At 69.0% G+C, this 22,358-nt stretch carries 20 protein-coding genes; 7 read left to right on the forward strand and 13 right to left on the reverse strand.

Going from position 1 to position 22,358, the window contains the following annotated elements; translation table 11 throughout:
* Window positions 1–6 precede the first annotated feature (6 nt).
* Entirely contained in the window at window positions 7–900 is an 894-nt protein-coding gene (rpoH, locus tag ACFFGH_RS01810) for an RNA polymerase sigma factor RpoH (protein ID WP_386664300.1), read from the forward strand.
* 331 nt (window positions 901–1,231) lie between these two features.
* On the opposite strand, the gene ACFFGH_RS01815 is transcribed toward rpoH, so the two are convergent.
* Window positions 1,232–2,347 (reverse strand): COG3904 family protein, encoded by a 1,116-nt coding sequence (locus ACFFGH_RS01815; protein WP_386664301.1) that lies wholly within the window; start codon window positions 2,345–2,347, stop codon window positions 1,232–1,234.
* Window positions 2,348–2,559: 212 nt separating this feature from the next.
* Window positions 2,560–4,752: a primosomal protein N' gene (locus ACFFGH_RS01820; protein ID WP_386664303.1), complete on the reverse strand. Its 2,193-nt coding sequence runs from the start codon at window positions 4,750–4,752 to the stop codon at window positions 2,560–2,562.
* Between the two features lie 444 nt (window positions 4,753–5,196).
* On the opposite strand from ACFFGH_RS01820, the gene ACFFGH_RS01825 reads away from it, so the two are divergent.
* Both ACFFGH_RS01825 and ACFFGH_RS01830 read left to right on the forward strand, forming a co-directional pair.
* Complete coding sequence (locus ACFFGH_RS01825) at window positions 5,197–6,147, forward strand: hypothetical protein (RefSeq protein WP_386664304.1); 951 nt, start codon at window positions 5,197–5,199, stop codon at window positions 6,145–6,147.
* Window positions 6,134–6,775 carry a DUF3106 domain-containing protein gene (locus ACFFGH_RS01830; RefSeq protein WP_386664306.1) on the forward strand — a complete coding sequence of 214 codons (642 nt, stop codon included), beginning with the start codon at window positions 6,134–6,136 and terminating at the stop codon, window positions 6,773–6,775. Before ACFFGH_RS01825 ends, ACFFGH_RS01830 begins: the two co-directional genes overlap by 14 nt.
* A 44-nt stretch (window positions 6,776–6,819) precedes the next feature.
* Here the strand turns inward: ACFFGH_RS01830 and ACFFGH_RS01835 are convergent, their stop codons facing one another.
* Both ACFFGH_RS01835 and ACFFGH_RS01840 read right to left on the reverse strand, forming a co-directional pair.
* Window positions 6,820–7,128: a DUF4286 family protein gene (locus ACFFGH_RS01835; RefSeq protein ID WP_386664307.1), complete on the reverse strand. Its 309-nt coding sequence runs from the start codon at window positions 7,126–7,128 to the stop codon at window positions 6,820–6,822.
* A gap of 4 nt (window positions 7,129–7,132) precedes the next feature.
* Entirely contained in the window at window positions 7,133–8,314 is a 1,182-nt protein-coding gene (locus ACFFGH_RS01840) for a DUF3667 domain-containing protein (protein WP_386664309.1), read from the reverse strand.
* Window positions 8,315–8,450: 136 nt separating this feature from the next.
* On the opposite strand from ACFFGH_RS01840, the gene ACFFGH_RS01845 reads away from it, so the two are divergent.
* Complete coding sequence (locus ACFFGH_RS01845) at window positions 8,451–9,842, forward strand: MATE family efflux transporter (protein WP_386664311.1); 1,392 nt, start codon at window positions 8,451–8,453, stop codon at window positions 9,840–9,842.
* Window positions 9,843–9,930: 88 nt separating this feature from the next.
* Window positions 9,931–11,817: a signal peptide peptidase SppA gene (gene sppA, locus ACFFGH_RS01850; RefSeq protein WP_386664313.1), complete on the forward strand. Its 1,887-nt coding sequence runs from the start codon at window positions 9,931–9,933 to the stop codon at window positions 11,815–11,817.
* A gap of 121 nt (window positions 11,818–11,938) precedes the next feature.
* Here the strand turns inward: sppA and ACFFGH_RS01855 are convergent, their stop codons facing one another.
* Entirely contained in the window at window positions 11,939–12,157 is a 219-nt protein-coding gene (locus tag ACFFGH_RS01855; protein ID WP_386664314.1) for a hypothetical protein, read from the reverse strand.
* Between the two features lie 88 nt (window positions 12,158–12,245).
* Between ACFFGH_RS01855 and ACFFGH_RS01860 the strand changes: the two genes are divergently transcribed.
* Complete coding sequence (locus ACFFGH_RS01860) at window positions 12,246–13,022, forward strand: SDR family oxidoreductase (protein ID WP_386664316.1); 777 nt, start codon at window positions 12,246–12,248, stop codon at window positions 13,020–13,022.
* A gap of 69 nt (window positions 13,023–13,091) precedes the next feature.
* Here the strand turns inward: ACFFGH_RS01860 and ACFFGH_RS01865 are convergent, their stop codons facing one another.
* The 8 genes from ACFFGH_RS01865 to ACFFGH_RS01900 form a co-directional block, all read right to left on the reverse strand.
* A complete protein-coding gene (locus ACFFGH_RS01865; RefSeq protein ID WP_386664317.1) occupies window positions 13,092–13,301 on the reverse strand; it encodes a KGG domain-containing protein in 210 nt (69 codons plus the stop codon).
* A gap of 352 nt (window positions 13,302–13,653) precedes the next feature.
* Window positions 13,654–14,400: a DUF4124 domain-containing protein gene (locus ACFFGH_RS01870; protein ID WP_386664318.1), complete on the reverse strand. Its 747-nt coding sequence runs from the start codon at window positions 14,398–14,400 to the stop codon at window positions 13,654–13,656.
* Window positions 14,400–15,104: a DUF4124 domain-containing protein gene (locus tag ACFFGH_RS01875; protein ID WP_386664320.1), complete on the reverse strand. Its 705-nt coding sequence runs from the start codon at window positions 15,102–15,104 to the stop codon at window positions 14,400–14,402. The genes ACFFGH_RS01870 and ACFFGH_RS01875 overlap by 1 nt, the downstream gene beginning before the upstream one ends.
* A gap of 169 nt (window positions 15,105–15,273) precedes the next feature.
* A complete protein-coding gene (gene tsaC, locus ACFFGH_RS01880; protein ID WP_386664321.1) occupies window positions 15,274–15,846 on the reverse strand; it encodes an L-threonylcarbamoyladenylate synthase type 1 TsaC in 573 nt (190 codons plus the stop codon).
* A 103-nt stretch (window positions 15,847–15,949) separates the two neighbouring features.
* The gene (locus tag ACFFGH_RS01885; RefSeq protein ID WP_386664323.1) at window positions 15,950–18,442 is read right to left on the reverse strand and encodes a DNA topoisomerase I; all 2,493 of its coding nucleotides are present in this window, start codon (window positions 18,440–18,442) and stop codon (window positions 15,950–15,952) included.
* A 279-nt stretch (window positions 18,443–18,721) separates the two neighbouring features.
* Complete coding sequence (locus ACFFGH_RS01890) at window positions 18,722–19,213, reverse strand: DUF494 family protein (RefSeq protein WP_386664325.1); 492 nt, start codon at window positions 19,211–19,213, stop codon at window positions 18,722–18,724.
* A 63-nt stretch (window positions 19,214–19,276) separates the two neighbouring features.
* Window positions 19,277–20,413 (reverse strand): DNA-processing protein DprA, encoded by a 1,137-nt coding sequence (dprA, locus tag ACFFGH_RS01895; protein ID WP_386664327.1) that lies wholly within the window; start codon window positions 20,411–20,413, stop codon window positions 19,277–19,279.
* Window positions 20,414–20,491: 78 nt separating this feature from the next.
* Complete coding sequence (locus tag ACFFGH_RS01900) at window positions 20,492–21,640, reverse strand: LysM peptidoglycan-binding domain-containing protein (RefSeq protein ID WP_386664329.1); 1,149 nt, start codon at window positions 21,638–21,640, stop codon at window positions 20,492–20,494.
* Between the two features lie 165 nt (window positions 21,641–21,805).
* Between ACFFGH_RS01900 and def the strand changes: the two genes are divergently transcribed.
* Entirely contained in the window at window positions 21,806–22,318 is a 513-nt protein-coding gene (gene def / locus ACFFGH_RS01905) for a peptide deformylase (RefSeq protein WP_386664330.1), read from the forward strand.
* Window positions 22,319–22,358: the final 40 nt, after the last annotated feature.

Consider the following 22,358-nt stretch of genomic DNA (forward strand, 5'->3'; position numbering starts at 1 on the left):
ACGACCATGACCCAGACCCCCGCTGCAAACGCTCTGATTGCGAACAACCTGCCGATCCCGGCCTTGAACGGGCTATCGGCGCTGGGCTCGCTTGATGCCTATATCAGCGCCGTCCACCGCATCCCGGTGCTCAGCGTCGATGACGAGCAGGCGCTGGCGCGCCGCTACCGTGACGAGAACGATCTCGACGCGGCGCGTGAGCTCGTGCATTCGCACCTGCGCTTCGTCGTGCACGTCGCGCGCGGCTACAACGGCTATGGCCTGCCGATGGGCGATCTGGTCCAGGAAGGCAACATCGGCCTGATGAAGGCGGTCAAGCGCTTCGACCCCGATCAGGGCGTGCGTCTGGTCAGCTTCGCCGTGCACTGGATCCGCGCGGAGATGCACGAGTTCATCCTCAAGAACTGGCGCATCGTGAAGGTCGCGACGACGAAGGCGCAGCGCAAGCTGTTCTTCAACCTGCGCAAGTCCAAGACCCGGCTGGGCTGGATGAACGCCGAGGAAGTCAGCGCGGTTGCGCGCGATCTCAACGTCTCCGAGCGCGAAGTGCTCGAGATGGAATCGCGCCTCTCCGGTCGGGACATCGGCTTCGACCTGCCTGACGATGCCGATGACGACCATGCACCGCCGTCGCCGGCTGCGTACCTGCGCGCGAACGAGGAAGACCCCTCGCAGATCTACGAGCGCGAGGACGAGGAGGAGAACCAGCTCGACGTGCTGCGCGAAGGCCTAGCCGAGCTCGACAACCGCTCGCGCGACATCGTCAAGCGCCGCTGGCTCGACGGGGAAGGCAAGGTCACGCTGCAGGAACTGGCCGACGAGTACGGCGTATCGGCCGAGCGCATCCGCCAGATCGAGGCGAACGCGTTGAAGAAGATGCGCGCGCTGTTCGCGGCCTGACGCAGGCTGCACTGCAGTAAAGCCGGGGCCCGGTCGGAGACGATCGGGCCTTTGCGTTCGCGGGGTCGGTCGCGGGTCGCATCGGCGAAACGCGTGGCCAGGTAAGTGCACGCGTTGCAGCGGTCACCAGTGATCCAGCGTCGTACGACGCATCGCCAGCATCGGGCGAATCGATTGAGTGGGTGATTCGCACCCCGGCTACTGGCAGGGATGCAGGACCGCCAGCAAGAAGCTACTGCGCCGCGACGGTCGGTCGATCCCACGCCGCCGGCGCCGTTCGGTGCTGTTCCGTACGGGCCTGCAATCATTCCGGCCGAAGCCGGACGTGCGCTCAGCGGCTGCGCGTCGCCGCGCCTGCGGTCGGGCCGTCGGGCTTGGTGGTCGCCTTCGCGAGGCGGTCCGGCGTCGCTTCACGCACGGCCTCGGCCATCGGGCCGTCGTTCGGGCAGGTCGCATCGGGGAAGCCGAACCGCTGGCTGAGCCGCGCGCCGCACTGCGACTGCTCCTCGAAGCCTTCGCCGGGATCCTTCAGGCACTCGCGCTCGAACGCGTATGCGAACGCATCCCGACGCTGCACGAATTCCTTGCCGCAGCGGCGCATGACGACGATGCGGTTGAGGTCGGACTGCGCGGCGTTGATGCCGTTGAGCCCGTAGAGCTTGAGCTCGTCGGCCGTCAGCAGACGCAGGTCGCGGTTGGGCACGGTCATCATCAGATCCGCGAGCGCGGCAGCGCCGCCGTTGCGCTCGAGGTATTCGGTGACATCGCCGTGCACCTGCTTGAGCTCGGCGCGCAGTTCGGCACGCGAATTCGCCTGCGAGCGGTCACGGATCAGCCGGTGGATGCCGACCTTGCCGGTGATCGATCGCGTGTCGCCACCGGCGAGCACGAGCACACAGGCGCTGTGGCAGATCGCGTCCTCGCGCACCCAGATGTCCCAGCGCGTGTTCGCCATGACGTCGCCGGCGCGGATCGCTTCCTCGACGTGGCCACCGGTCGAGGAGATGTCGAGCACGCGGGTCTTGATCTCCATGCGCTCGGCCATCGCCGCCACGCGCTGCAGCAGGGCAGTGAAGCCGGCGCCGATCTTGCCGTCGTAGCGCACACGTACGCGGCCTTCGTCGCGGCAGGGCGAGAGCGCGTCGACGAGCGCGAAGAACGTCAGCGATTCGAGCTTCTGGCCTTCGCCGTCGGCCTCGTAGTCGAAGCTGCAACTGATGCGCGCGGTGCCGGATTCCAGGGTCGCGTCAGGCCAGTACGTGCTGGTCATGACGTCTTCGGGCGCGGCTGCGGGCACCGGGTCGACCACGACGTCGGGCGTGCCGTCGGCATCGTTGCCGAACGTCACCGGCGGGCGCCCGTCGCTGCCATTGCCGCTGCATGCCGCCAGCGCCAGGCACAGCCACAGGCTCCACGATTTCATCCGCATGCGCTCAATTCCGGTCACTCCTGCATGGTGCGCGATCCAGCATCTGCGCTGTGTCGTTGCCGCGGGGCGGGCCCGGCGCAGCGCGTGTCCATTGAACCGCGTTCGACACACGAGTGCGTCAGATCGGTTTTACGTGTTGGGCCTGCAGACAGGCAAACGCAACCGTACTACGTGGCGCATGCGGTCGCTGGATTCGTGAACCCCGCCGCGAAACGCGCGCGCATTGCAGGTCAGTACAGGTCGACCGGATCGACGTCGAGCGACCAGCGCACCCGCCGCGCCTCGGGCGTTTCATAAAGCGTCGGGATCGCCAGGTCGAGCGCGGCGTGCAGCGACGGGCGGTCCGGCGCAGAGACCAGCAGCTGCAGCCGCTGGTAGCCGGCGCGCCGCGGCATCGGTGCCGGCAGCGGGCCATGAAGCTGGACTTCCGACAGCTCGAGGGCCTCGCGAGCGCGCTTGAGGAACGCATCGGCGAGCTCGATGCGCTGCGCCTCGGCGCGCAGCAGCGCGAGATGCCCGAACGGCGGAAACCCGGCCGCTTCGCGCTGGGCCAGCTCGGCCTCGGCGAATGCGTGGTACCCGCCCTCGAGCAGGATGTGCAGCAGCGGATGGCCCGGGTGGTGGGTCTGCAGTAGCACCTGCCCGCTGCGCTGCGCGCGGCCTGCGCGACCGGACACCTGGATCAGCAGCTGCGCGAGCTTCTCGGGCGCGCGGAAGTCCGCGCTGAACAGGCCTTCGTCGATGCCGACGACCGCGACCAGTGTCAGGTTCGGCAGGTCGTGGCCCTTGGCGAGCATCTGCGTGCCGACCAGGATGCCGCGGCCGCTGCCGAACCCGGCCAGATGCTGCTCGAGCGCATCACGGCGCTGGGTGGTGCCGCGGTCGATCCTGAGTACCGGCACGTCGGGAAAGCGCTCGCCCAGCAGTTCCTCGATGCGTTCGGTGCCCGCGCCCTGCGGCTGCAGCGCCAGGCCGCCGCAGTCCGGACATGCGTTCGGGGCGGGTCGGCGCGCGCCGCAGTGGTGGCACTGCAGGCGCCGGCCGTGGGCGTGCACGGTCATCGGGCTGCCGTGGGTCGGCGTGCTGCACCGGGCGCACTGCGCGTTCCAGCCGCAGTCGTGGCACAGCAGCACCGGCGCGTAGCCGCGGCGGTTCTTGAACACCAGCGCCTGGCCATCGGCCGCGAGCGCCGCGTCGATCGCTTCGAGCAGCTCGTTCGACAGCCCTGCATGCAGCGCGCGCTTGCGCACGTCGAGCACTCGCACGCGCGGCGGCCGGGCCAAGCCGGCGCGGTGGGTCAGGCGCAGGTGGTGGTAGCGGCCGAGCTCGGCGTTGCGCAGCGACTCCAGCGACGGTGTGGCGCTGCCGAGCACGACCGGAACGCCGAGCGCCTTCGCGCGCACCAGCGCGAAATCGCGGGCGTGGTAGCGCAGGCCGTCGAGCTGCTTGTAGCTGCCGTCGTGCTCTTCATCGACCACGACCAGCCCCGCCTGCGGCAGCGGCAGAAACACGGCCGAGCGCGTGCCGACCACGACCCGCGCTTGCCCGCGCAGGCACGCGGCCCAGGTGCGCGCACGTTCGCCATCGGACAGGCCCGAATGCAGCGCGTGCACCGGCACGCCGAGGCGGGCCCGGAAGCGCGCCAGTGTCTGAGGTGTCAGGCCGATCTCCGGGACCAACACGAGCGCCTGCCGGCCCCGGGCGAGGCAGTCGGCGATCGCATTCAGGTAAACCTCGGTCTTGCCACTGCCGGTCACGCCGTCGAGCAGCAGTGCGGCGAAGCCGGCATGTTCGGCGACGATCGCGTCTACAGCGACCCGCTGCTCGTCGTTGAGCTCGGGCCCGGGCTCGGCCGGGAGGGCGGCGTCGGCCGACGCTACTTCGACCCGTTCGGCCAAGCCGCGTGCGGCAAGCGTGCGTGCGGCAGCGCGCCAGCCCGCAGCGGTCTCGTCGAGCTCGGCTTCGCCGACGGTGCCGGCGCCGAGCCGCGTGGCGAATTCACGCGGGCGCCCCGGCCGCAACGTGGCCTCGCGCCCGGCCTCGGTGAGCCGCCAGCCCCAGCTGCGCGTGTCCGGTAGCGCTTCTCCATGCCGCAGCAGAGTGGGCAGCGCGGTCGCGAACACCTCGCCGAGCGGCGCGTGCAGGTAGCGCGACAGCCAGCGCAGCGAATCGAACAGCTCGCCGGCGAGCAGTGGCGTGTCGTCGAGCAACTCGAGCGCGGCCTTGAGCTCGGCCTCCTCACGCTCGGGCGGTCCAACGGCGGCGATCACCCCGACCAGCTCGCGCTTGCCCAGCGGCACCCGCACGCGCCGGCCGACGTCGTCCGGCCCGACCGTGTGGCCATCCGTCGGGCGGTAATCGAAGCGGCGCGGCAGTGGCACCGGCAGCGCGACACTCCAGACGAGGCGGGGGCGTTCAGCCATGCCCCAGTCTAGCGCCGCAGTGCGTGCAGGCCGACGCGTTCAGTTGCATCGAACTGTTGGGGCCTACGTCACAAAAAAAGCGCAAGTCAGCGTCAGTAAAGCTTTTTCCGCGTTATCCACATCCGCTGTGGATAAGTCTGTGCATCGCATGTCGGCAGTTGGACGGGAGCACGCTGGGACCGGGCTTTCCATCAGGTTGGTCAAAAAAACGCCATATGCCTATTATCCTTATTATTCAACAGCTTAGGCTATGGGGCTTGATCCTTCGGCCGTTCTGTGCGTGGTTAAGGCTGTGTGATGAGGCGGCAGTACGACGCTGTGCACAACGAGATCATGCTCGAGCCCGCGTGGGGCCTGGGAGAGCACGCAACGGCGCAAAGTCAAGTGAAGCCCCGCCGCGGGGGTGCTCCGGCTATGATGCGCGCCGATTCCGAGGCAGCCCCGATGAGCACTCTTTCCGTCGACGTGGGCCGGCCGGCGCTGCCCGGCGCAGTCACCGCGTTTCTGCGTGGCGTCGAACGTCGGGCCCTCGTGCTCGCCGAACTGCAGGCGGGCGGGGCCGCGCGCGGGGACGCAGCGGTCACCGCCACCGCGCGGGAGTTTTCCGGATGGGCCGTCCAGCGCCCGCTCGCGCAGTGGCCGCTTGCATTCTGGTCAAGCCTGCTCGGCAACCCGCTGCTGCACGGCGCGCCCGCCCCGGTCGACGGCGCGGGCTGGACCGGGCTCGCGGCCGGTCCGCGCGCCGCGCTGCTGCTACGGCTCGCGGCGGGCCTCGACGAGGCCGATGCCGCGAGCGTGCTCGGCGTCGGCCTGCCGGCTTATCGGCTGGCGCTGCAGCGCGCGGTCGAGCAGCTCGGGGGACCGGAGGCGCTCGAAGCATTCCACGCGCAACTGCAGGCCCGCATCGAGGCCGTGGCGACCGAGCGCGTGCAGTTACTTGCCGGGCCCGACGCCCAGACGTCGGCTGAGATGCCTCCGGCCTCGACGGAGGCTGCAGGCCCGCGTGCGCCGCGCGCGGTGCTGCTCTCGCTCTGGGCGCTGCTGGCGGCCTGCATTGCCGCGTTCATCGCCACGTTCTGGTGGGCGCCGGCACCGGCCGGACGGACGCAGGGCCCTGCACGCATCGAACCGCTGCCTGCGCCGGCCGCGCCCGCGGCGCGCTACCGGCCGGATGCGGCGCTGCTCGTGCACCGCGACTTCGCGCTGCTGGTCGATGCCAGCGCGGCGCCGATGCTCACCGAGCTGGAGTTCTACAGCTGGCTCGCTGCAGGCGCAGGCGCCGGCACGGCCGCAGCCATCGATGCCTCGCTCGCCAGCGCCAGCGGGCTGCCGCCGGCCATCGACACAGCGGCCGGTACTGCCGGTGAACTGGAGACCGTCGATGCGCCGCTCTAGCCGGGGATTGCTCGCGCTGTGCATGCTCGGTGCGGCCGTGACGGCCGCCTTCGCCGCGGCGCCGGATCTGTCGGATTTCGAACGCGTGCTGCCGCTGCTGCAACCGGCCGAGCGCAGCCGACTGCAGCAACGCGCCCTGACCTGGCGCCAATGGAGCCCACACGAACGCGCCGCGCACGCCGCCCGCACCGCGGCATGGGACGCCCTGCCGGCCGCCGAGCGTGGCGAACGGCGCGAGCGCTACCTCGCTTGGCGCGCGCTGCCGACCGCCGAGCGGACCCGCATCCTGCACGCACGCGACGCATTCGCCACGCTCGACCCCGCACGCCGCGAAGTGCTGCGGGCGCAGTTCGCCGCGCTCGACGGCAGCGAACGCCGCGGGTGGCGCCTCGGCCCTTCGCTGGGCGCCGATTACCCCGCGCTGCAGCCGCTGCTCGCGCAGGTGCCGTCCGATCAGCACGAACCGCTGCTGCGCGTATTGCGCGCGATGGAGCCTCGCCAGCGCATCGACCTGGCGGCCCTCGCGCAGCGCACGCCCCCGAACGAGCGCGAGGCACTGCGTCGTGAACTGCTGTCGACCTCGGCGGCGAACCGCGAGGCTTGGCTGCAGGACCGGCTGATGCGCTGACACCATGCGCTGCCGCGCCTGGCAGCGCATCGGGCGGGCAGCCGCTACAGCGGCAGGGATGCCAGCACGCGGCGGTTTGCGCTGAAGCGATCGCCAAAGCGCGCGACACCGTCGGCGCGCAGCCTCGGCGCGTGATCGCGCAGGTAGGCCTCGAGCGCGGCCGCATCGACGAGCCGGTACTGCACGCAAAAGCCCACGCGTCCTGCGCTTGGCGGCGGTTCGCGCAGCTCGAAGCACGACGCACCGGTGAAGCCATCGAGCGCACAGATCTCGTCGATATGCGGGCGCAGCCAGGCCAGGTAGTCGTCGCGCAGTTCGCGTTCGACCTCGACGTTAACCTCGTAGACGATCATCGATTCAGCTCCCACTGGTAAGACCGGCCAGCACCGCATACAGCGTCACCAGCAGCACAAGGCCCAGATACACCCCGCCGAGCACCAGGTATTTGAGCGTCGTTTTCGGCCAGCCCTGGCGGTACACGTTCTTTTGCATCAGCAGCAGGTACAGCGGCAGCGACACCGTCGCGAGGAACTGCAGCAACCCCCACACCGGGCCGAGCACCGGCACGCGTGATGCGGACTCATCGCCGATGCCGAGCAGCACCAGCGCCGCGACCCCGAGCAGCAGGAACACGTGGCTGTACAGGCCGACGACCAGGTGCTCGAGGTAACTCCAGCCGGCGCGCACGTACAGCAGCTTGAGCAGCAGCGCGAACACCGGCACGAGTACGAACAGCGCGGCCGGCAGCGCCGCGAGTATCAGGCGCGCCGCATGGCCGGCGTTGGCCTGCATCTCGTTCGAATTGCGCACCGCATTCGCGGCGCGGTGATTGAACCAGCGGTCGGCGAAGTCGGGCAGCCAGCCGACATCCACGAGGTTCGATCGTGCGTCCCAGCCGCGTGCAGGATCGGCAAGCCGCCCGCCGTACCGGGTCATCACCATCGCGATGGCGTCGCCTGGCGCGTTCCAGCCGCGTTCGGGGTCCGCTGCTTGCACTGAGCGGATCTTCGCAGCCGGCGCGCCGAGCTCGGCCATGCGATCGGCGGCGCGACGCCGGATGCGCGCCTCGGCAGCTTCGAACGCGGCATCGACACCCGTCAGGCCGGCCGTATCGCTGCGAATCACCTCGAGCCGGGCCAGTTCGCTGTCCAACGCGGCCTCGACCGCCTCGACCGTCGATGCGCGCGCGAATGTTGGCAGGTCGTCCGCCGCTGCGGCCCCGGTTCGGTCCGACGGCGTCGCCAGCCCGGCCAGGAAGAACGTCGCCAGCGTCGTGATCACGAACATCCGCAGCGGCGCGATGTACCGCGCGCGCTGGCCGGCCAGGTAATTGCACGCGACCCGGCCCGGCACGAACAGATCGCGCAGCGTGCGGAACACACGGCCGTCGAGATGCCAGAACGATTCGAACACCTCCTCGACCGCATGGCCGAGGTGGCGCAACGGGTTGCTGGCCGATTGGCCGCAGGCATGGCAGTAGCGGCCCTGCAGCGCAGCCGTGCAGTTCTCGCAACTGGCAGGTAGATCGGTGGCGTGCATTGCGGTCCCTGTCGCGCCAAAGCCGCTTGCATTGCATCACGTCTCGGCGCATGCGTCAGCGGCACGGACGAGCAAGCCTCTGGCCGCCGCTAAGATGCATGCCCGCGCGCCCTCGCTGCGCCCTGCACTGCGTCCGATGACCGCCACCGATTCCAGCCCGCGCCGTTTGTCGGCCGAGGTCCGCACGACTGCGGTGCTCGCTGCGCCGCTCGTGGCAGGCCATGTCTCGACCGGGCTGATCAGCTTCGTCGACAGCGTGATCGCCGGTCGCCACGGCACGCAGACACTCGCTGCGGTCGCTGTCGGCACCGCGCTGTTCTGGCTGCCGGTGATCGTGCCGATGGGCACGCTGATGGCGTTGCCGCCGTCGGTCTCGCAGCTCGACGGCGCGGGCCGTCGCGGCGAGATCGGCGCGCTATTTCGGCAGTCACTGTGGCTCGCGCTAGCGCTTGGCCTCGTGCTGTTCGGCTTTTTGACCGCAGTCGTGTACGCGCTCGCGCCGATGGGCATCGCACCGGAAATCATCCCCGGCGCGACCGCGTTCCTGCACGGCATCCGCTGGGGCGTGCCGGCGCTGACGCTGTTTCTGTGCATGCGCTATCTCGCTGAAGGCATGCACTGGACGCTGCCGACGATGGCGCTCAGCGCGGCCGGGCTGTTCGTGCTGCTGCCGCTCGGTTATGTGCTGACCTTCGGTGAGTACGGCCTGCCCGAACTCGGTGCGGGCGGGCTCGGGATCGCATCGGCCGCGATGCTGTGGCTGCAGGCGATCAGCTTCGCCGTCGTGCTCAAGCGGGCGCGACGGTTCGACGACCTCAATCTGTTCGAGCGCTTCGACCCACCGCAGTGGCCAGCGATGCGCGGGCTGCTCGGCACCGGCCTGCCGATCGGCGTCACCGTGCTGATGGAGGGCAGCCTGTTCATCGTGACCGCGCTGCTGATCGGCCGCCTCGGTGACGTGCCCGCCGCGGCGCACCAGATCGCGATCAACGTCGCTTCGCTGAGCTTCATGGTGCCGATGGGCCTGGCCGAGGCGACCACCGTGCGCGTCGGCCATTCCCTTGGCCGCGGTGACGTGGCCGGTGTGCGGCGTGCCGCCTGGGCGGGCCTGGTGATCGTGATCGGCACGCAGGTGCTGTCGGGCACTGCCTTGCTGCTCGGCAACGAGTTCGTGGTCGGCTTCTACACGCAGGATGCGGCGGTTGCCGCGCTGGCCGCCACGCTGCTGCTGTATGCAGCGGCGTTCCAGTTTCCCGACGGCATCCAGGTGCTTTCGGCCGGCGCGCTGCGCGGGCTGCGCGACACGCGCGTGCCGATGGTGCTGGCCGGGCTCGCGTACTGGGGCATCGGCATGCCGCTCGGTGCCGGGCTCGGCCTGGGGCTGGGCTGGGGGCCGACCGGCATGTGGCTGGGCCTGATCGCCGGGCTCAGTGTCGCGGCAGTGTTACTTGGGTCACGTTTTCTGCGTGCCAGCGCTCCGGCCCGGCTTGCAGCGCAGGGCAATGCCCCCAGTTCGGCTGAACGGTAAAGTGCCGGTGGGGAATTCGATGACCAATGGCGGGTGACCGCCTGTTGCGTGGCCGTTACGCTGCCCCGGTCGTCTAGGAGTCTGTGCAATGAATGATGTCCGTCGCCGCGGCCCGGTCGCGCGTTTCTTCGTCGGCCTGTGGGACACGGTGAACTTCACCCGCCGGCTGGTCTTCAACCTGCTGTTCATCGCGCTGCTGTTCCTGGTCGTCGCGCTGATCGGCGCCGGTGACCGCAGCGCGCCGCTGCTCGAGCGCACTACGCTGGTGATCGCGCCGGAAGGCCGGCTGGTCGAGCAGTACAGCCTCGATCCGGCCACGCGTGCGATCAACCGCACGCTCGGCGACGAATCAAGCGAAGTCCAGCTGCGCGATCTGCTGCGTGCGCTCGATGCGGCGCGCACAGACAAGCGCATCGAACGCGTGGTGCTCGACCTCGACGGCCTGCAGGCCGATGGCATGGCGTCGCTGCGCGAGGTCGCGAACGCGGTCGCGCGGCTGCGCGCGAGTGGCAAGCAGGTGGTCGCGTTCTCCGAGGCGATGGACCAGAAGCAGTACCTGCTGGCTGCGCAGGCGAACGAGGTCTATCTCGACCCGATGGGCGGCCTGCTGCTGGAAGGTTTGGCGCGCTACCGCCTGTATTACCGCGAGGCGCTCGAGGACAAGCTCGGCGTCGACATGCACCTGTTCAAGGTCGGCGAGTTCAAGTCCGCGGCCGAGCCCTACGTGCTCGATTCGGCGTCGGATGAGGCGAAGCAGGCCGACCTGTTCTGGATGAACGACGTGTGGCAGCGCTACCTCGTCGATGTTGCGAAGGCGCGCAAGCTCGATCCGCAGTGGCTGGCCACGCAGGTCGAGCAGCTGCCGGCCGAGGTGCAGGCCGCGAACGGCGACCTCGCGCAGTACGCGCTGAGCCACAAGCTGGTCGACGGACTGAAGACGCGCGAGGAGTTCGACGAACTGCTGACCGAGCGCGGCGTCGCCGATGTCGACGAGGACAGCGGCTTCCGTCAGGTCTCGTTCGAGGGCTACCTCGGCCATATCGACCGTGCGATCAAGGCAGCCGACCTGCGCCCGCAGGTCGCGGTCGTCGTCGCGGAAGGCTCGATCACCGGCGGCGAGCAGCCGCCAGGCACGATCGGCGGTGAATCGACCGCGGCGCTGCTGCGCGACGCGCGTGACGACGAGAACGTCAAGACCGTCGTGCTGCGCGTCGACTCCCCGGGCGGTGAGGTGTTCGCCTCCGAGCAGATCCGCCGTGAGGTGGTCGCGCTCAAGGCCGCCGGCAAGCCGGTCGTCGTATCGATGGGCGACCTGGCCGCGTCGGGCGGTTACTGGATCAGCATGAACGCCGACCGGATCTACGCCGATCCGTCGACGATCACCGGTTCGATCGGCATCTTCGGCCTGATCCCGACGATCCCGCGCGCGCTCGACAAGATCGGCATCCACGCTGACGGCGTCAGCACGACCGGCATTGCCGGCGCGTTCGACGTGACCCGTCCGCTCGACCCGACAGTCGGGCAGGTGATCCAGTCGGTGATCAACAAGGGCTACCGCGACTTCACCGGCAAGGTCGCCGAAGCGCGCGGTCGCGAGATTGCGCAGGTCGACGCGGTTGCGCGCGGCCGCGTCTGGAGCGGTGCGCAGGCGCGCGAGCGTGGCCTCGTCGACGAGCTCGGCGGCCTGCAGACCGCGATCGACGATGCTGCGGCGCGCGCCAAGCTCGGCAAGCCCGATGACTACCGCGTGCGTTACGTCGAAAAGGCTGCAACGCCGTTCGAGCGCTTCTTCGCCGACGTTGCGCAGAGCCGCATCGGTGGGGCGCTGCTGCGTGACTCGGACCTTGCACGCGGCCTCGTCGCCCGCATGCTGCCGCAGGCAGCGGATGACCTGGCGTTTCTCGAACGCGTGATGCAGGCACGCCGCTCCGGCATGCCGGTCAAGGCGCTCGCGCACTGCTTCTGCGCGCTGTAACCGCGCCGCCGCATCGACGCGGCGTGCGGTGACCCGAAGGGTTGCGGTGGCTCGGCTACCGCAACCCGTTCGTTTTCTGGCGGCGCCGAAAAGCGCCGTTACACACTGGAACTAGTTCCGATCAGCCGCCCGCGGCGTCGACCTGGGCGCCAAGTGCCTGCGCGCCATCGTCGAGCGTGGCCTGCACGCCCTTGGCGCGGTCGAGTGGTGCATGGAGTGCGTCACGTGCCGAGGCGCCGACCTGTGGGTCCGGCGGCGCGGACTTGTCCGGCGGTTGCGGGGGGCGGTCGCAGGCCGCGAGCACGGCGACGACGGCAAGCATGAAAGCGATGCGGAGCATGGGCGGTTTCCTCCCGGGAGCTGCCGCTATGCTACGCGCCGCGCGGTGACTGCCGCGATCGATGCCCGACGGCAACGCAGGAGATGCGATGGACCCGAACCGCTGGCGACTGGACGGACAGCTCGCGCTCGTGACCGGCGGCAGCGCCGGCATCGGTCGCGCGATCGCGCGTGAACTGCTCGGTTTCGGGGCCGACGTGTTGCTTGCCGCGCGTGACGCGTCCGCGCTCGAGTCCACGCGCGCCGAGCTGGTCGAAGAGTTCGGTGATCGCGACATCCAGACGTTCGTTGCCGACGTCGCCAGCGACGAGCAGCGACGCGAGCTGCTCGACTGGGTCGAGGATTTCGGCGACGGGCTGCACATCCTGGTCAACAACGCCGGCGGCAATCTCAGCAAGCCGGCGACCGACTATGCCGACGATGAGTGGCGCGAGATTTTCGAGGTCAACCTGTTTTCCGCGTTCGAACTGTCGCGTTATGCGCATCCACTGCTGACGCGCCATGCCGCGTCGAGCATCGTCAACGTCGGCAGCGTGTCGGGCCTTACCCATGTGCGCACGGGCGCGCCGTACGGCATGAGCAAGGCCGCGCTGCACCAGATGACGAAGAACCTCGCGGTCGAGTGGGCCGAGGACGGCATCCGTGTCAATGCGGTCGCGCCGTGGTATATCCGCACGCGCCGCACCTCCGGCAAGCTGGCCGACCCCGACTATCTCGATGACGTGCTGATGCGCACGCCGCTCGGCCGCATCGGCGAGCCCGAGGAGGTCGCCGCTGCAGTCGCGTTCCTGTGCCTGCCGGCGGCGTCATACGTGACCGGCGAATGCATCGCGGTCGACGGCGGATTCCTGCGTTATGGATTCTGAGCGGCGCGCTGGCGGATCATAAAAAAACGCCCGCTGATGCGGGCGTTTTTTACTTGAGGGCAGTCAGCCTCAGCGGTTGTTGCCGCCGCGGTTACCGCCGCCGTGCGAGGCTTCGCCGCCCTTGCGGCCGATCTCGGACATGTGCTGACGGTCCTGGCTCACCGCTTCGCCGCCCTTCTGGGCGATCTTGCGCTGCTGGTTGTCATCCATGCTCGCAAAGCCGCGGTTCGAATTGCCGTTGTTGTTGCCGCCCTTGTTCTGATTGTTGTTGTTAGCCATCGTGGTGCTCCTTCTTGTCTGGCGATGCTCGCGGCGCACTGCGCTGCGCGATACATACGTCGGTTTGGGGTGGCTCTCGGCGCAAACGTGTGTGCACCGGAGCAGGGTCGACGTTACGCAGGCGGCAGTTAGCGATGCGGGTAGCCGTGGTGAAAGCGGCCTTAGTCCAACCCGAGCGTGGCGAACTCGAGCGATAGGGACAGGCGCTGTTCATCAGCTCGTCGTGCAGCGCTGCGGCTGCCGCAACGCGGACTCGGCGTCATCGGTAATTGACATGCAGCGCCGTGAAACGCCGACGGCGCATGCGCGGTGCGCTCGCGCTACGAGGCGAACGCACCGCTCGAGCACGGGCTCAGAGCCCGCAGACGCTGTCCTCGACGATCGAACGTACGCGGTCGATCTCGACCGTTGCGGTTTCGCGCTCATCGAGACGACCGAACGTCAGCGCCGCGTCCATTTCGCGCAGGCGCTGGCGCCAGCGGTCGCAGAGCGTTCCGGCGGCGACCGGTTCGCACCGGTCGATGACCACTTCGCACGCCGTGCCCGCGGCCGGCGCGGTGCCGCCGAGGCCGGTGGTCGTCAGCGGGGCGCAGCGCGGTGCCGGCGTCGCGACTTCGCTGAGGTAGACGCCCGTGTCGGGCGTCCGGCATTCGAACAGCGCCGGCGGTGGCCGACGGTCCGTCTCGGCCGCCACCGGCGCCACGCCCAGCGCGGACGGGGCCGGCACGCCGGTGGTTTGCGGGGGCACCGTGAGAGTGGCCGGCGCCGTGGTCGGAATCGCGGTGGTCAGCGGCACCGGCGGCAGCGTCTGCGACGGCGGCCCGGCGGTCGGTGCGGACACGGGCTGAACTGCCGGGGTTGTAGCAGGCGCGTCGTTGCGCGCGGCGGCCGCGGTCGCGGCGGGTGGCGCGGCGGCGGGCGCAGGCCGGATCACCCGCCGGTCATCCTGGGTGGTGCCAGACGGACAGGGGCGATCGTTCTGGACGATCACGGCGCCGTCGGCGCCGGTGCAGCGGTAGATCACCATCCGCTCCTGCGCAGCCGCTGGCGATGCGCCCGCAGCGAGCAGCAGCAGCGGCAACAGTCGATTCGTATGCATCAGTTCGCTCCACAGTCGGTGGCCAGGCGGGCGTCGATGCCGCGCTGTTCCGTAGTGATGCGTACACGCTCGCTCTGCAGTGCGCTGTGATAACGACGGTCGAGCTCGTAGCGGCGGTCGCTGAGCCGTGCGCAGACCTCCTGCGGCGGCAGCGGATGACAGGCATCGCGCACCCAGGCGCCGGCCGGGTAGGCGATCTGGAGTGGCGGGACGGGGTGATGGTGGTGGCCGCCGTCACCGATGCGTACGTCGTAGCGGCCGTCGCGACCGATCCGTCCGCCAACGCGCGCCTGTACGCCCCCGTGCACATACGGCCGGTAGCCGTCGCCATGCCCGAGCGGATACCCGAGCGTCCACAGGGGCACCCAGCGCGGCTGCCCGGCATCGTTCTCGCTGGTGTAGTGCTCGCCGTCGGGCGTCACGCATTGGTACAGCGGCCGCGGCGGCGTCACCACGACGATGCGGGTGCGCTCGGCGGGCGCGGCTGGCGGTGCGCTCGCTGCCGGCGCGGCTGGCCGCGCCGGCGGGTCGGTCGGCCGCTGCATCGTCCGCGCCTGCTGCTGCTCGCCCTTGCGGCAGGGCGTGTCGCGCAGCGTCAGCCGGCCGTTCGCGTCAGTGCATCGATAGATCACCAGCTCGGCCGCAGCGGCGCCACCGCTCGCGGTCAGCGCCAACAGCAGACCGGCCACACGCTTGAGGTTCATGGCTGCATCCTGCACCTGCGCAGCGGAGGCTGGAAGTGGCGGGCCTGCGCGATGCCGGCTGCGCTTGCCGCGCGTTCAGCCTGCAGGCGCCCCGCAGAGCTGGAGATGTGCCGGCCAGCAGCCCTCAGGTCGCGCGCCTTGGAGCGCACTTGTAAGCGAAACCGCCGCACTAGAGCCGCAACACTGCGCCGCTGCGCGCGTCGCGGATCGCGGTCGGTCGCGCGAGCCCGCCGGTCTCCCCACCCACGATGCCGTCAAGCGACGTCCGCAGCGCCGCATCCAGCGCGTCCAGCGTCGCCGGCGGCGGGGCGCCGGCCGGGTTCGCGCTCGTCGACACCAGCGGCCCGCCGAACGCCGCGCACACCGCCACCACCACCGGGTGCGCGCTGACCCGCACGGCGACGCCCGCGTGCACGCCGGTGATCCAGCGCGGCACGCGCGACGTGGCAGGCACGACCCAGGTATTCGGGCCGGGCCAGCTCGAACGGACTTCATCGGCGCAGGCGGGCGGCAGCGCATCCCAGCCCAGCAGCCCGTCGAGCTGCTCGAACGCACCGGCAATCAGGATCATGCCTTTTTCGACCGGCCGGTCCTTGAGCGTGAGCAGGCGCCGCACCGCCGCTTCGTTGAACGGGTCGCAGCCCAGGCCCCAGACGGCCTCGGTCGGATACGCGAGCACCGCGCCACGGCGCAGCAGCGGCGCCGCATCCGCGGGCGACAACAGATCAGGATGTGTGTCCATGCGACGAGCTTAGCGTCGCAGTGCGCGCCGGCACAGTCGGCCGGCGACCCCTGCATCCGGAGCTGCAGGAGGCGAAACCGGGACACGCCCGGCTCCGACTCGCTCAGCGGGCTTTCGCGGCTTTCTTCGTCGCAGCCGGCTTTTCGGTTGCAGCCTTCTTGGCGACCTTCTTCGTAGCCTTTTTCGCTGCCTTCTTGGCGGCTTTTTTCGCCGGGGCTTTCTTTACCGCCGCCGACTTCGGGGCCACCTTTTTCGCAGCCGGTTCCTTCCTGGCAGCGGCCTTCTTCGCGAATCGCCCGCGCATCGGCTTGCCGGTGTCGGCAAGCATCTGCGTGACTTCCTCGAGCGTCAGTGACGCGGGCTCGCGGTCCTTCGGGATGCGGCCGTTGAGCTTGCCGTCACTGATGTACGGTCCGAAGCGGCCGTTGAGCACCTGGATATCGCTGCCGTCGAACGACTTGATGATGCGGTTGCGCGCGATCTCTTCCTTCTGTTCGATCAGGAACACCGCGCGGTCGAGCTCGATCGTGTACGGGTCGTCTTCCTTCGGCAGTGACGCGTACGTGCTGCCACGCTTGGCGAATGCACCGAAGCGGCCCACACCGACGCTGACTTCCTCACCGTTGCTCTGGCCGAGCTTGCGCGGCAGCTTGAACAGCTCCAGCGCATCCTCAAGCGAGATCGTATGCATGCTCTGGCCGGGGCGCAGCGACGCGAACGTCGGCTTGTCCTCGGCGTCTTCCGCGGTGCTGCCGATCGCGCAATACGGTCCGAACCGGCCCAGTCGCACGCTGACCGGTTTGCCGGTTTTGGGATCGGTGCCAAGTTCGCGCGCGCCGGTCGCTTCATTGCGGTCGACCGACTCCTTCTTCTCATCGACGAGCTGCTTGAATGGCGCCCAGAACCGCTCCATCAGCGGGATCCAGTCCTCTTCGCCGCGGCTGACCGCGTCGAGTTCGTCCTCGAGCTTGGCAGTGAAGTCGTAATCGACGTACTGCGCGAAGTGGCCGGACAGGAACTTGCTGACCGCGCGACCGACATCGGACGGACGGAAGCGCCGGCTCTCGAGTTCGACATATTTGCGGAACAGCAACGTCGCGATGATCGACGCGTACGTCGACGGCCGGCCGATGCCGTATTCCTCGAGCGCCTTGACCAGCGAGGCTTCGGAAAAACGCGGCGGCGGCTCGGTGAAATGCTGGTCGGCGTGGATGCGGTCGAGCGGGATGCGGTCGCCGGTCTTCATCAGCGGCAGCTTGCGACCCTCGTCGTCCTCTTCCGAGGTCTTGGTGTCCTTGCCTTCCTCATAAACCGCCAGAAAGCCCGGATCGACGACGGTCGTGCCCGAGACGCGGAAGCTGTGCTCGCTGCCCGCGGCGAGGTCGACCGAAACCGTGTTGAGCGTGGCCGGCACCATCTGGCAGGCGACGGTGCGCTTCCAGATCAGCTCGTAGAGCCGGCGCGCGTCGTCCTCGAGATAGCGTGCAACCTGCGACGGCGTGCGCAGCGCGGAACTCGGGCGGATCGCCTCGTGCGCTTCCTGCGCATTCTTGGATTTGGTTTTGTATTCATTGGGCTGGTCCGGTACTGCACGCGCACCGAAGTCGCGTGCGATCACGTCGCGGATCTCGGCCACGGCATCCTGCGACAGGCTTACCGAGTCGGTACGCATATAGGTGATCAGGCCGACCGTGCCTTCCTCGCCGATCGACACACCCTCGTAGAGCTTCTGCGCAACCTGCATCGTGCGCTTGGTCGAAAAGCCGAGCTTGCGCGCGGCTTCCTGCTGCAGCGTCGAAGTTGTGAACGGCGGCGCCGGGCGGCGCTTGCGCTCCTTGCTGGAGACGTCGGTGACCTGCAGCGCACCGTTCGCGGCCTTGACCAGGCGCTGGCGCGCGGACTCGGCGGTCTCGCCGTCAGTGATCGTGAACTGCTCGAACTTCTTGCCGTCGAGTTTGGTCAGGCGCGCGGTGAACGGCTGCGATGGATGCAGGCACTCGGCTTCGATCGACCAGTATTCGCGTGCGACGAACGCTTCGATCTCTTCCTCGCGCTCGACAATCATGCGCAGCGCCGGCGACTGCACGCGACCGGCCGACAGCCCGCGCTGCACCTTGCGCCACAGCACCGGCGAGAGGTTGAAGCCGACGAGGTAATCCAGTGCGCGGCGCGCCTGCTGCGCATCGACGAGCGGCGCTGCGATCGAGCGCGGCTTCGTCATCGCTTCCTTAATCGCGCGCGGCGTGATTTCGGTGAACACCACGCGCTGCAAGGACTTGTCCTTGAGCAGGCCGCGCTCTTTCAGGATCTCCGCGATGTGCCAGCTGATCGCCTCGCCCTCGCGGTCCGGGTCGGTCGCCAGGAACAGGTGGTCCGCCGACTTCGCTGCCTTTGCAATGGCATCGACGTGTTTTTCGTTCTTGTCGATGAGGTCGTAGCTCATCGCGAAGCCGTGCTCAGGATCGACCGCACCTTCCTTCGGCACCAGATCGCGCACGTGGCCATAGGAGGCCAGCACGGTGAAATCCTTGCCGAGGTACTTGTTGATCGTCTTCGCCTTGGCCGGCGACTCGACGATCAGGAGGTTCTTGGCCATGTCAGCTCCGCGGGCACTTCGGGCCCGCATTTCATTTCGCAAAGAAGGCAACGCCCGCGGCACGGTCGGCGCGGGCGTTCGGAAGTCGCTTTTTCTAGTGGAATCATGCCGCGGCCGCGGCGTCAAGCGCCGGCTGCGACTTTCCCGCCGATCCGCCTGCCGGCGTCGCATCCCCGGGCCGGCGTTGACGGCCACGCGGGTCCCCAAGCGGCCATTCTGCCGCCTGGCTGGGCCTTATGTCCCGTCCGGCGTTCGGTGCCGGGCCGGCCCGGTGAAGCGTCAATGCACGCTTTCGGGCTCGTCCTCGAACATCTGCGTTTCCATCCAGGCATACGCTGCCTCGCTGCCGGGCTGGTTGAACAGCACCATCAGCACGACCCACTTAAGGTCATCGAGGTCGAGCTGGTCCTGGTCGAGCGCCATCGCGCGGTCGAGCACGAGCTCGCGCTGGTCGGGCGTCAGCACGCCGTGCTGTTCGAGAAATAGCAGGAAGCCGCGGCTTTCGACATCGAGCTTGTCGAGTTCCGGGCCATGGAAGATGCGCACCGGGCCGTTCGCGCGCGCGGGCACGGACGCCGGGCGCTGCTGCGCCAGCGCATCGAGCCAGTCGAAGGCCTTGTTGATCTCGGCGGGGGAAAACCCGGCCTGGGCCAGTTCCTTGAACAGCGGGCCGCTCTGCAGCGAATCCCGGTCATGGGCCAGATCGGCGTCCTCGGTCGTGAAGTAATGCTCGAACAGGTAAAGCAGGACGTCCAGGATGCTCTCTTTCATTTCCCTCGGCCTGCGCCGCACGCGGCGCGGTGGGCGGAACCTGCTGGCAAACCCCTGCGATTTTCATCGAATGCGGGAATAACGGCCGTGCTGCGTCACGATCCGGCCTTCAAGCTCCATGGCCAGCAGCATGGAGGACAGGCCGGCAGGCGTCAATCCAGTGCGGACCACCAGCTCGTCCATGGCAACCGGGTCGGTTCCAAGGGCGGTCCAGACGCGGCGCTCATCCGTACCGGCAGGTGGTGCGGAAGGCCCGACTGGCGATGCATCGTCGGTGTCAGTGTGAATGGGGGTGCCCAGCCGCACCCGCAAGTCCGCGGCGAGCTGGGTGGCCACGGCGGCCAGCGCCGCAGTCACTTCGTGTTCGGCTTCCACCAGCGCAGCGCCCTCGCGGATCAGCCGATGGCAGCCGCGCGCGAGCGGATTGTGGATCGAGCCCGGCAACGCGAACACCTCGCGCCCGGCTTCGGCCGCCAAGCGCGCGGTGATCAGCGCCCCCGAGCGCTCGGCGGCCTCGATCACGACCGTGCCGAGCGACAGGCCCGCCAGGATGCGGTTGCGGCTGGGAAAGTGCTCCCGGCGCGCGCCGGTGCCCGGCAGGTGCTCGCTGACCAGCGCGCCCGCGGTCGCGATTGCGGCATGCAGGCCGCGGTTGCTCGGCGGGTAGGCGATGTCCGGCCCGGTGCCCAGCACCGCGACCGTCAGACCACCAGCGTCGAGCGCGGCGCGATGGGCCGCCGTGTCGATGCCGGCCGCCAGCCCGCTACCGACCGCGAAGCCGGCCTTCGCGAACGCACGCGCGAAACGCGCGGCGTTGTCGCGCCCGCCCGGCGTCGCGCCGCGGCTGCCGACCACCGCAACGGTCGGGTGCCACAGGTATGCAGGGTCGCCGGCTACGAACAGCGCCAGCGGCGGCGAGGGTCCGCGCCGCAGCAGCGCGGGGTAGTCCGGGTCGTGCCAGCCGATCAGGTGGTGGCCCGGCTCGGCCAGCCAGGTCCGCGCGCGTTCGATCGCCGCGGGCTCGGGTGATCGCAGCAGCGCGACCTGCGCCTCGCCCAGCCCGGCCGCGCGCCAGCCACAGGGGCCGAGTGCGAGTGCCGCGGCCGGCGCTGTCGTGGTTTCAAGTAGCCGGCGACGCGGCGCAACCGGCCCGCCGCAGGCGATGAGCGCAAGCAGCGCAGTGGAATCGGAGTCATGCATCCGCGCAGCGTGGACCGGATACGACGACGGCGCCCGAGGGCGCCGTCGCATGGGCGGGTAGGAAAACCCCGCGCTGTGTCAGTACGGCGCGTCCGGATGCTTGAGCTCGTAGCCGACGCGGGTCGGCCGGATGCCATCCATCACGAGGGCATAGCTGACCTTGTCGAACGTACGGAACACCATCAGGTGGCTCGCGAACTCGTCCGGCAGGCGCACGCGGTCGGCGCGGCCGAACGTATCCTCGCTGCGATCATCACCACGCTTGGGACGGTCGGCGACCGTATTGCCGACGCGCCAGGCCGAGAACACCGTGCCGTTGTCGACGCCGTCGCGTGCACCGACCGACAGCGCGACCACGTCGCGCGGGCCGCCGGTGGTCAGCATGTCGGTGACCGCGAGCACGCGCGCCTTGCCGTACTCGATCGCCTGCTTCGGTGCATGCGGTACGAAGTACGGATCGTACGGCTGTGCCTCGACCGGGATCAGGCGATCGCCGACGCGGACTTCGCGTGCTGCGTCATCGAGCAGCAGCGTGGCCGCTTCGATGCCGCCGACCGCACCGCGGCTGACCGTGCCGACGTTCTGCTGTGTCAGCTCGATGCCGAGCAGTTCGCTGTTCTTCGACGGTCCGGCCTGGTACGCCCAGTACGGCGGCACGCCGGCGTCGGCGCGGCCGCGGAAATCGAGATCACGCACGTCACGGCCATCGCAGCACTGCTTGCGGTCCAGGCGCGTGTAACGCACGGTCGGGCGCACTACCGCGTAACGCTGGCCCGGCTGCGCATTCTCGAGTCCCTTGACGTAAACCACCTGGCCCTGCACGGCGCGCAGCTGGTCTTCCTCAATGGCGACCACGTACGGCATGCCTTCGATCGAATCGACGACGCGCAGGTTCTTGAGGAACGGTTCGATCTGCGCCAGCGGAACGCCCGGCACCGGCGCTTCGGTGCGCGCACCCGGCTGCTGCACCGCGACCCGGTCGAGGTATGCGAGCGACAGCACATCGCCCGGATAGATCAGGTGCGGGTTGCGAACCTGCGGGTTCGCCTGCCAGATCTCCGGCCACAGCCAGGGGCGCTGCAGGAACTGGCCTGCAATGTCCCACAGCGTATCGCCGCGCTTGACCACATATGTATCCGGATGATCGCCGCGCATTTGCGCCGCCACCGTGAAAGTTGCGATCGTCAACATCGCAGCGGTCAATACCGTGCGGATGGGTCTGAACATGGCGGCCCCTCTGCCTAAAATCCCCTGAGCAACACCTGACGCAGTGCGTCAGACGGGGGCACTATAGCCCAGAAAAAGCTCGCGCTTGCAAGCGTTTCCGGTGCTTTCCGGGGCTACAATCTGACCGCATCTTGTGGATGTGACCTGCACCCCCATTTACCCGTCATGACCCTGCTCACGATCCTTGAATTCCCCGATCCGCGCCTGCGCACCGTCGCCGCGCCGGTCGATCCCGCGCAGGTCACCACGCCTGAGTTCCAGCGTCTGCTCGACGACATGTTCGAGACGATGTACGACGCGCCCGGCATCGGGCTGGCTGCAAGCCAGGTCGACGTGCACCAGCGCTTCATGGTGATCGACCTGTCCGATGACAAAAGCGAGCCGCAGGTGTTCATCAATCCCGAGATCGTCGAGCGCGACGGTGAGCAGGTCTATCAGGAAGGCTGCCTGTCGGTGCCGGGTATCTTCGCCGACGTGACGCGTGCGAACTCGATCCGTGTGCGTGCGATCGGTCGCGATGGCCAGCCGTACGAACTCGATACCGATGGCCTGCTCGCGGTCTGCATCCAGCACGAGATGGACCATCTGGCCGGCAAGCTGTTCGTCGATTACCTCTCGCCGCTCAAGCGCGAGATGGTGCGCAAGAAGCTGGCGAAGGCCAAGCGCAGCGCGGCCTGACCGGCGGCGCAGGCCGGGGCGGGGTTCGGGGACAGCGGGT

Source organism: Lysobacter korlensis (assembly GCF_042434515.1).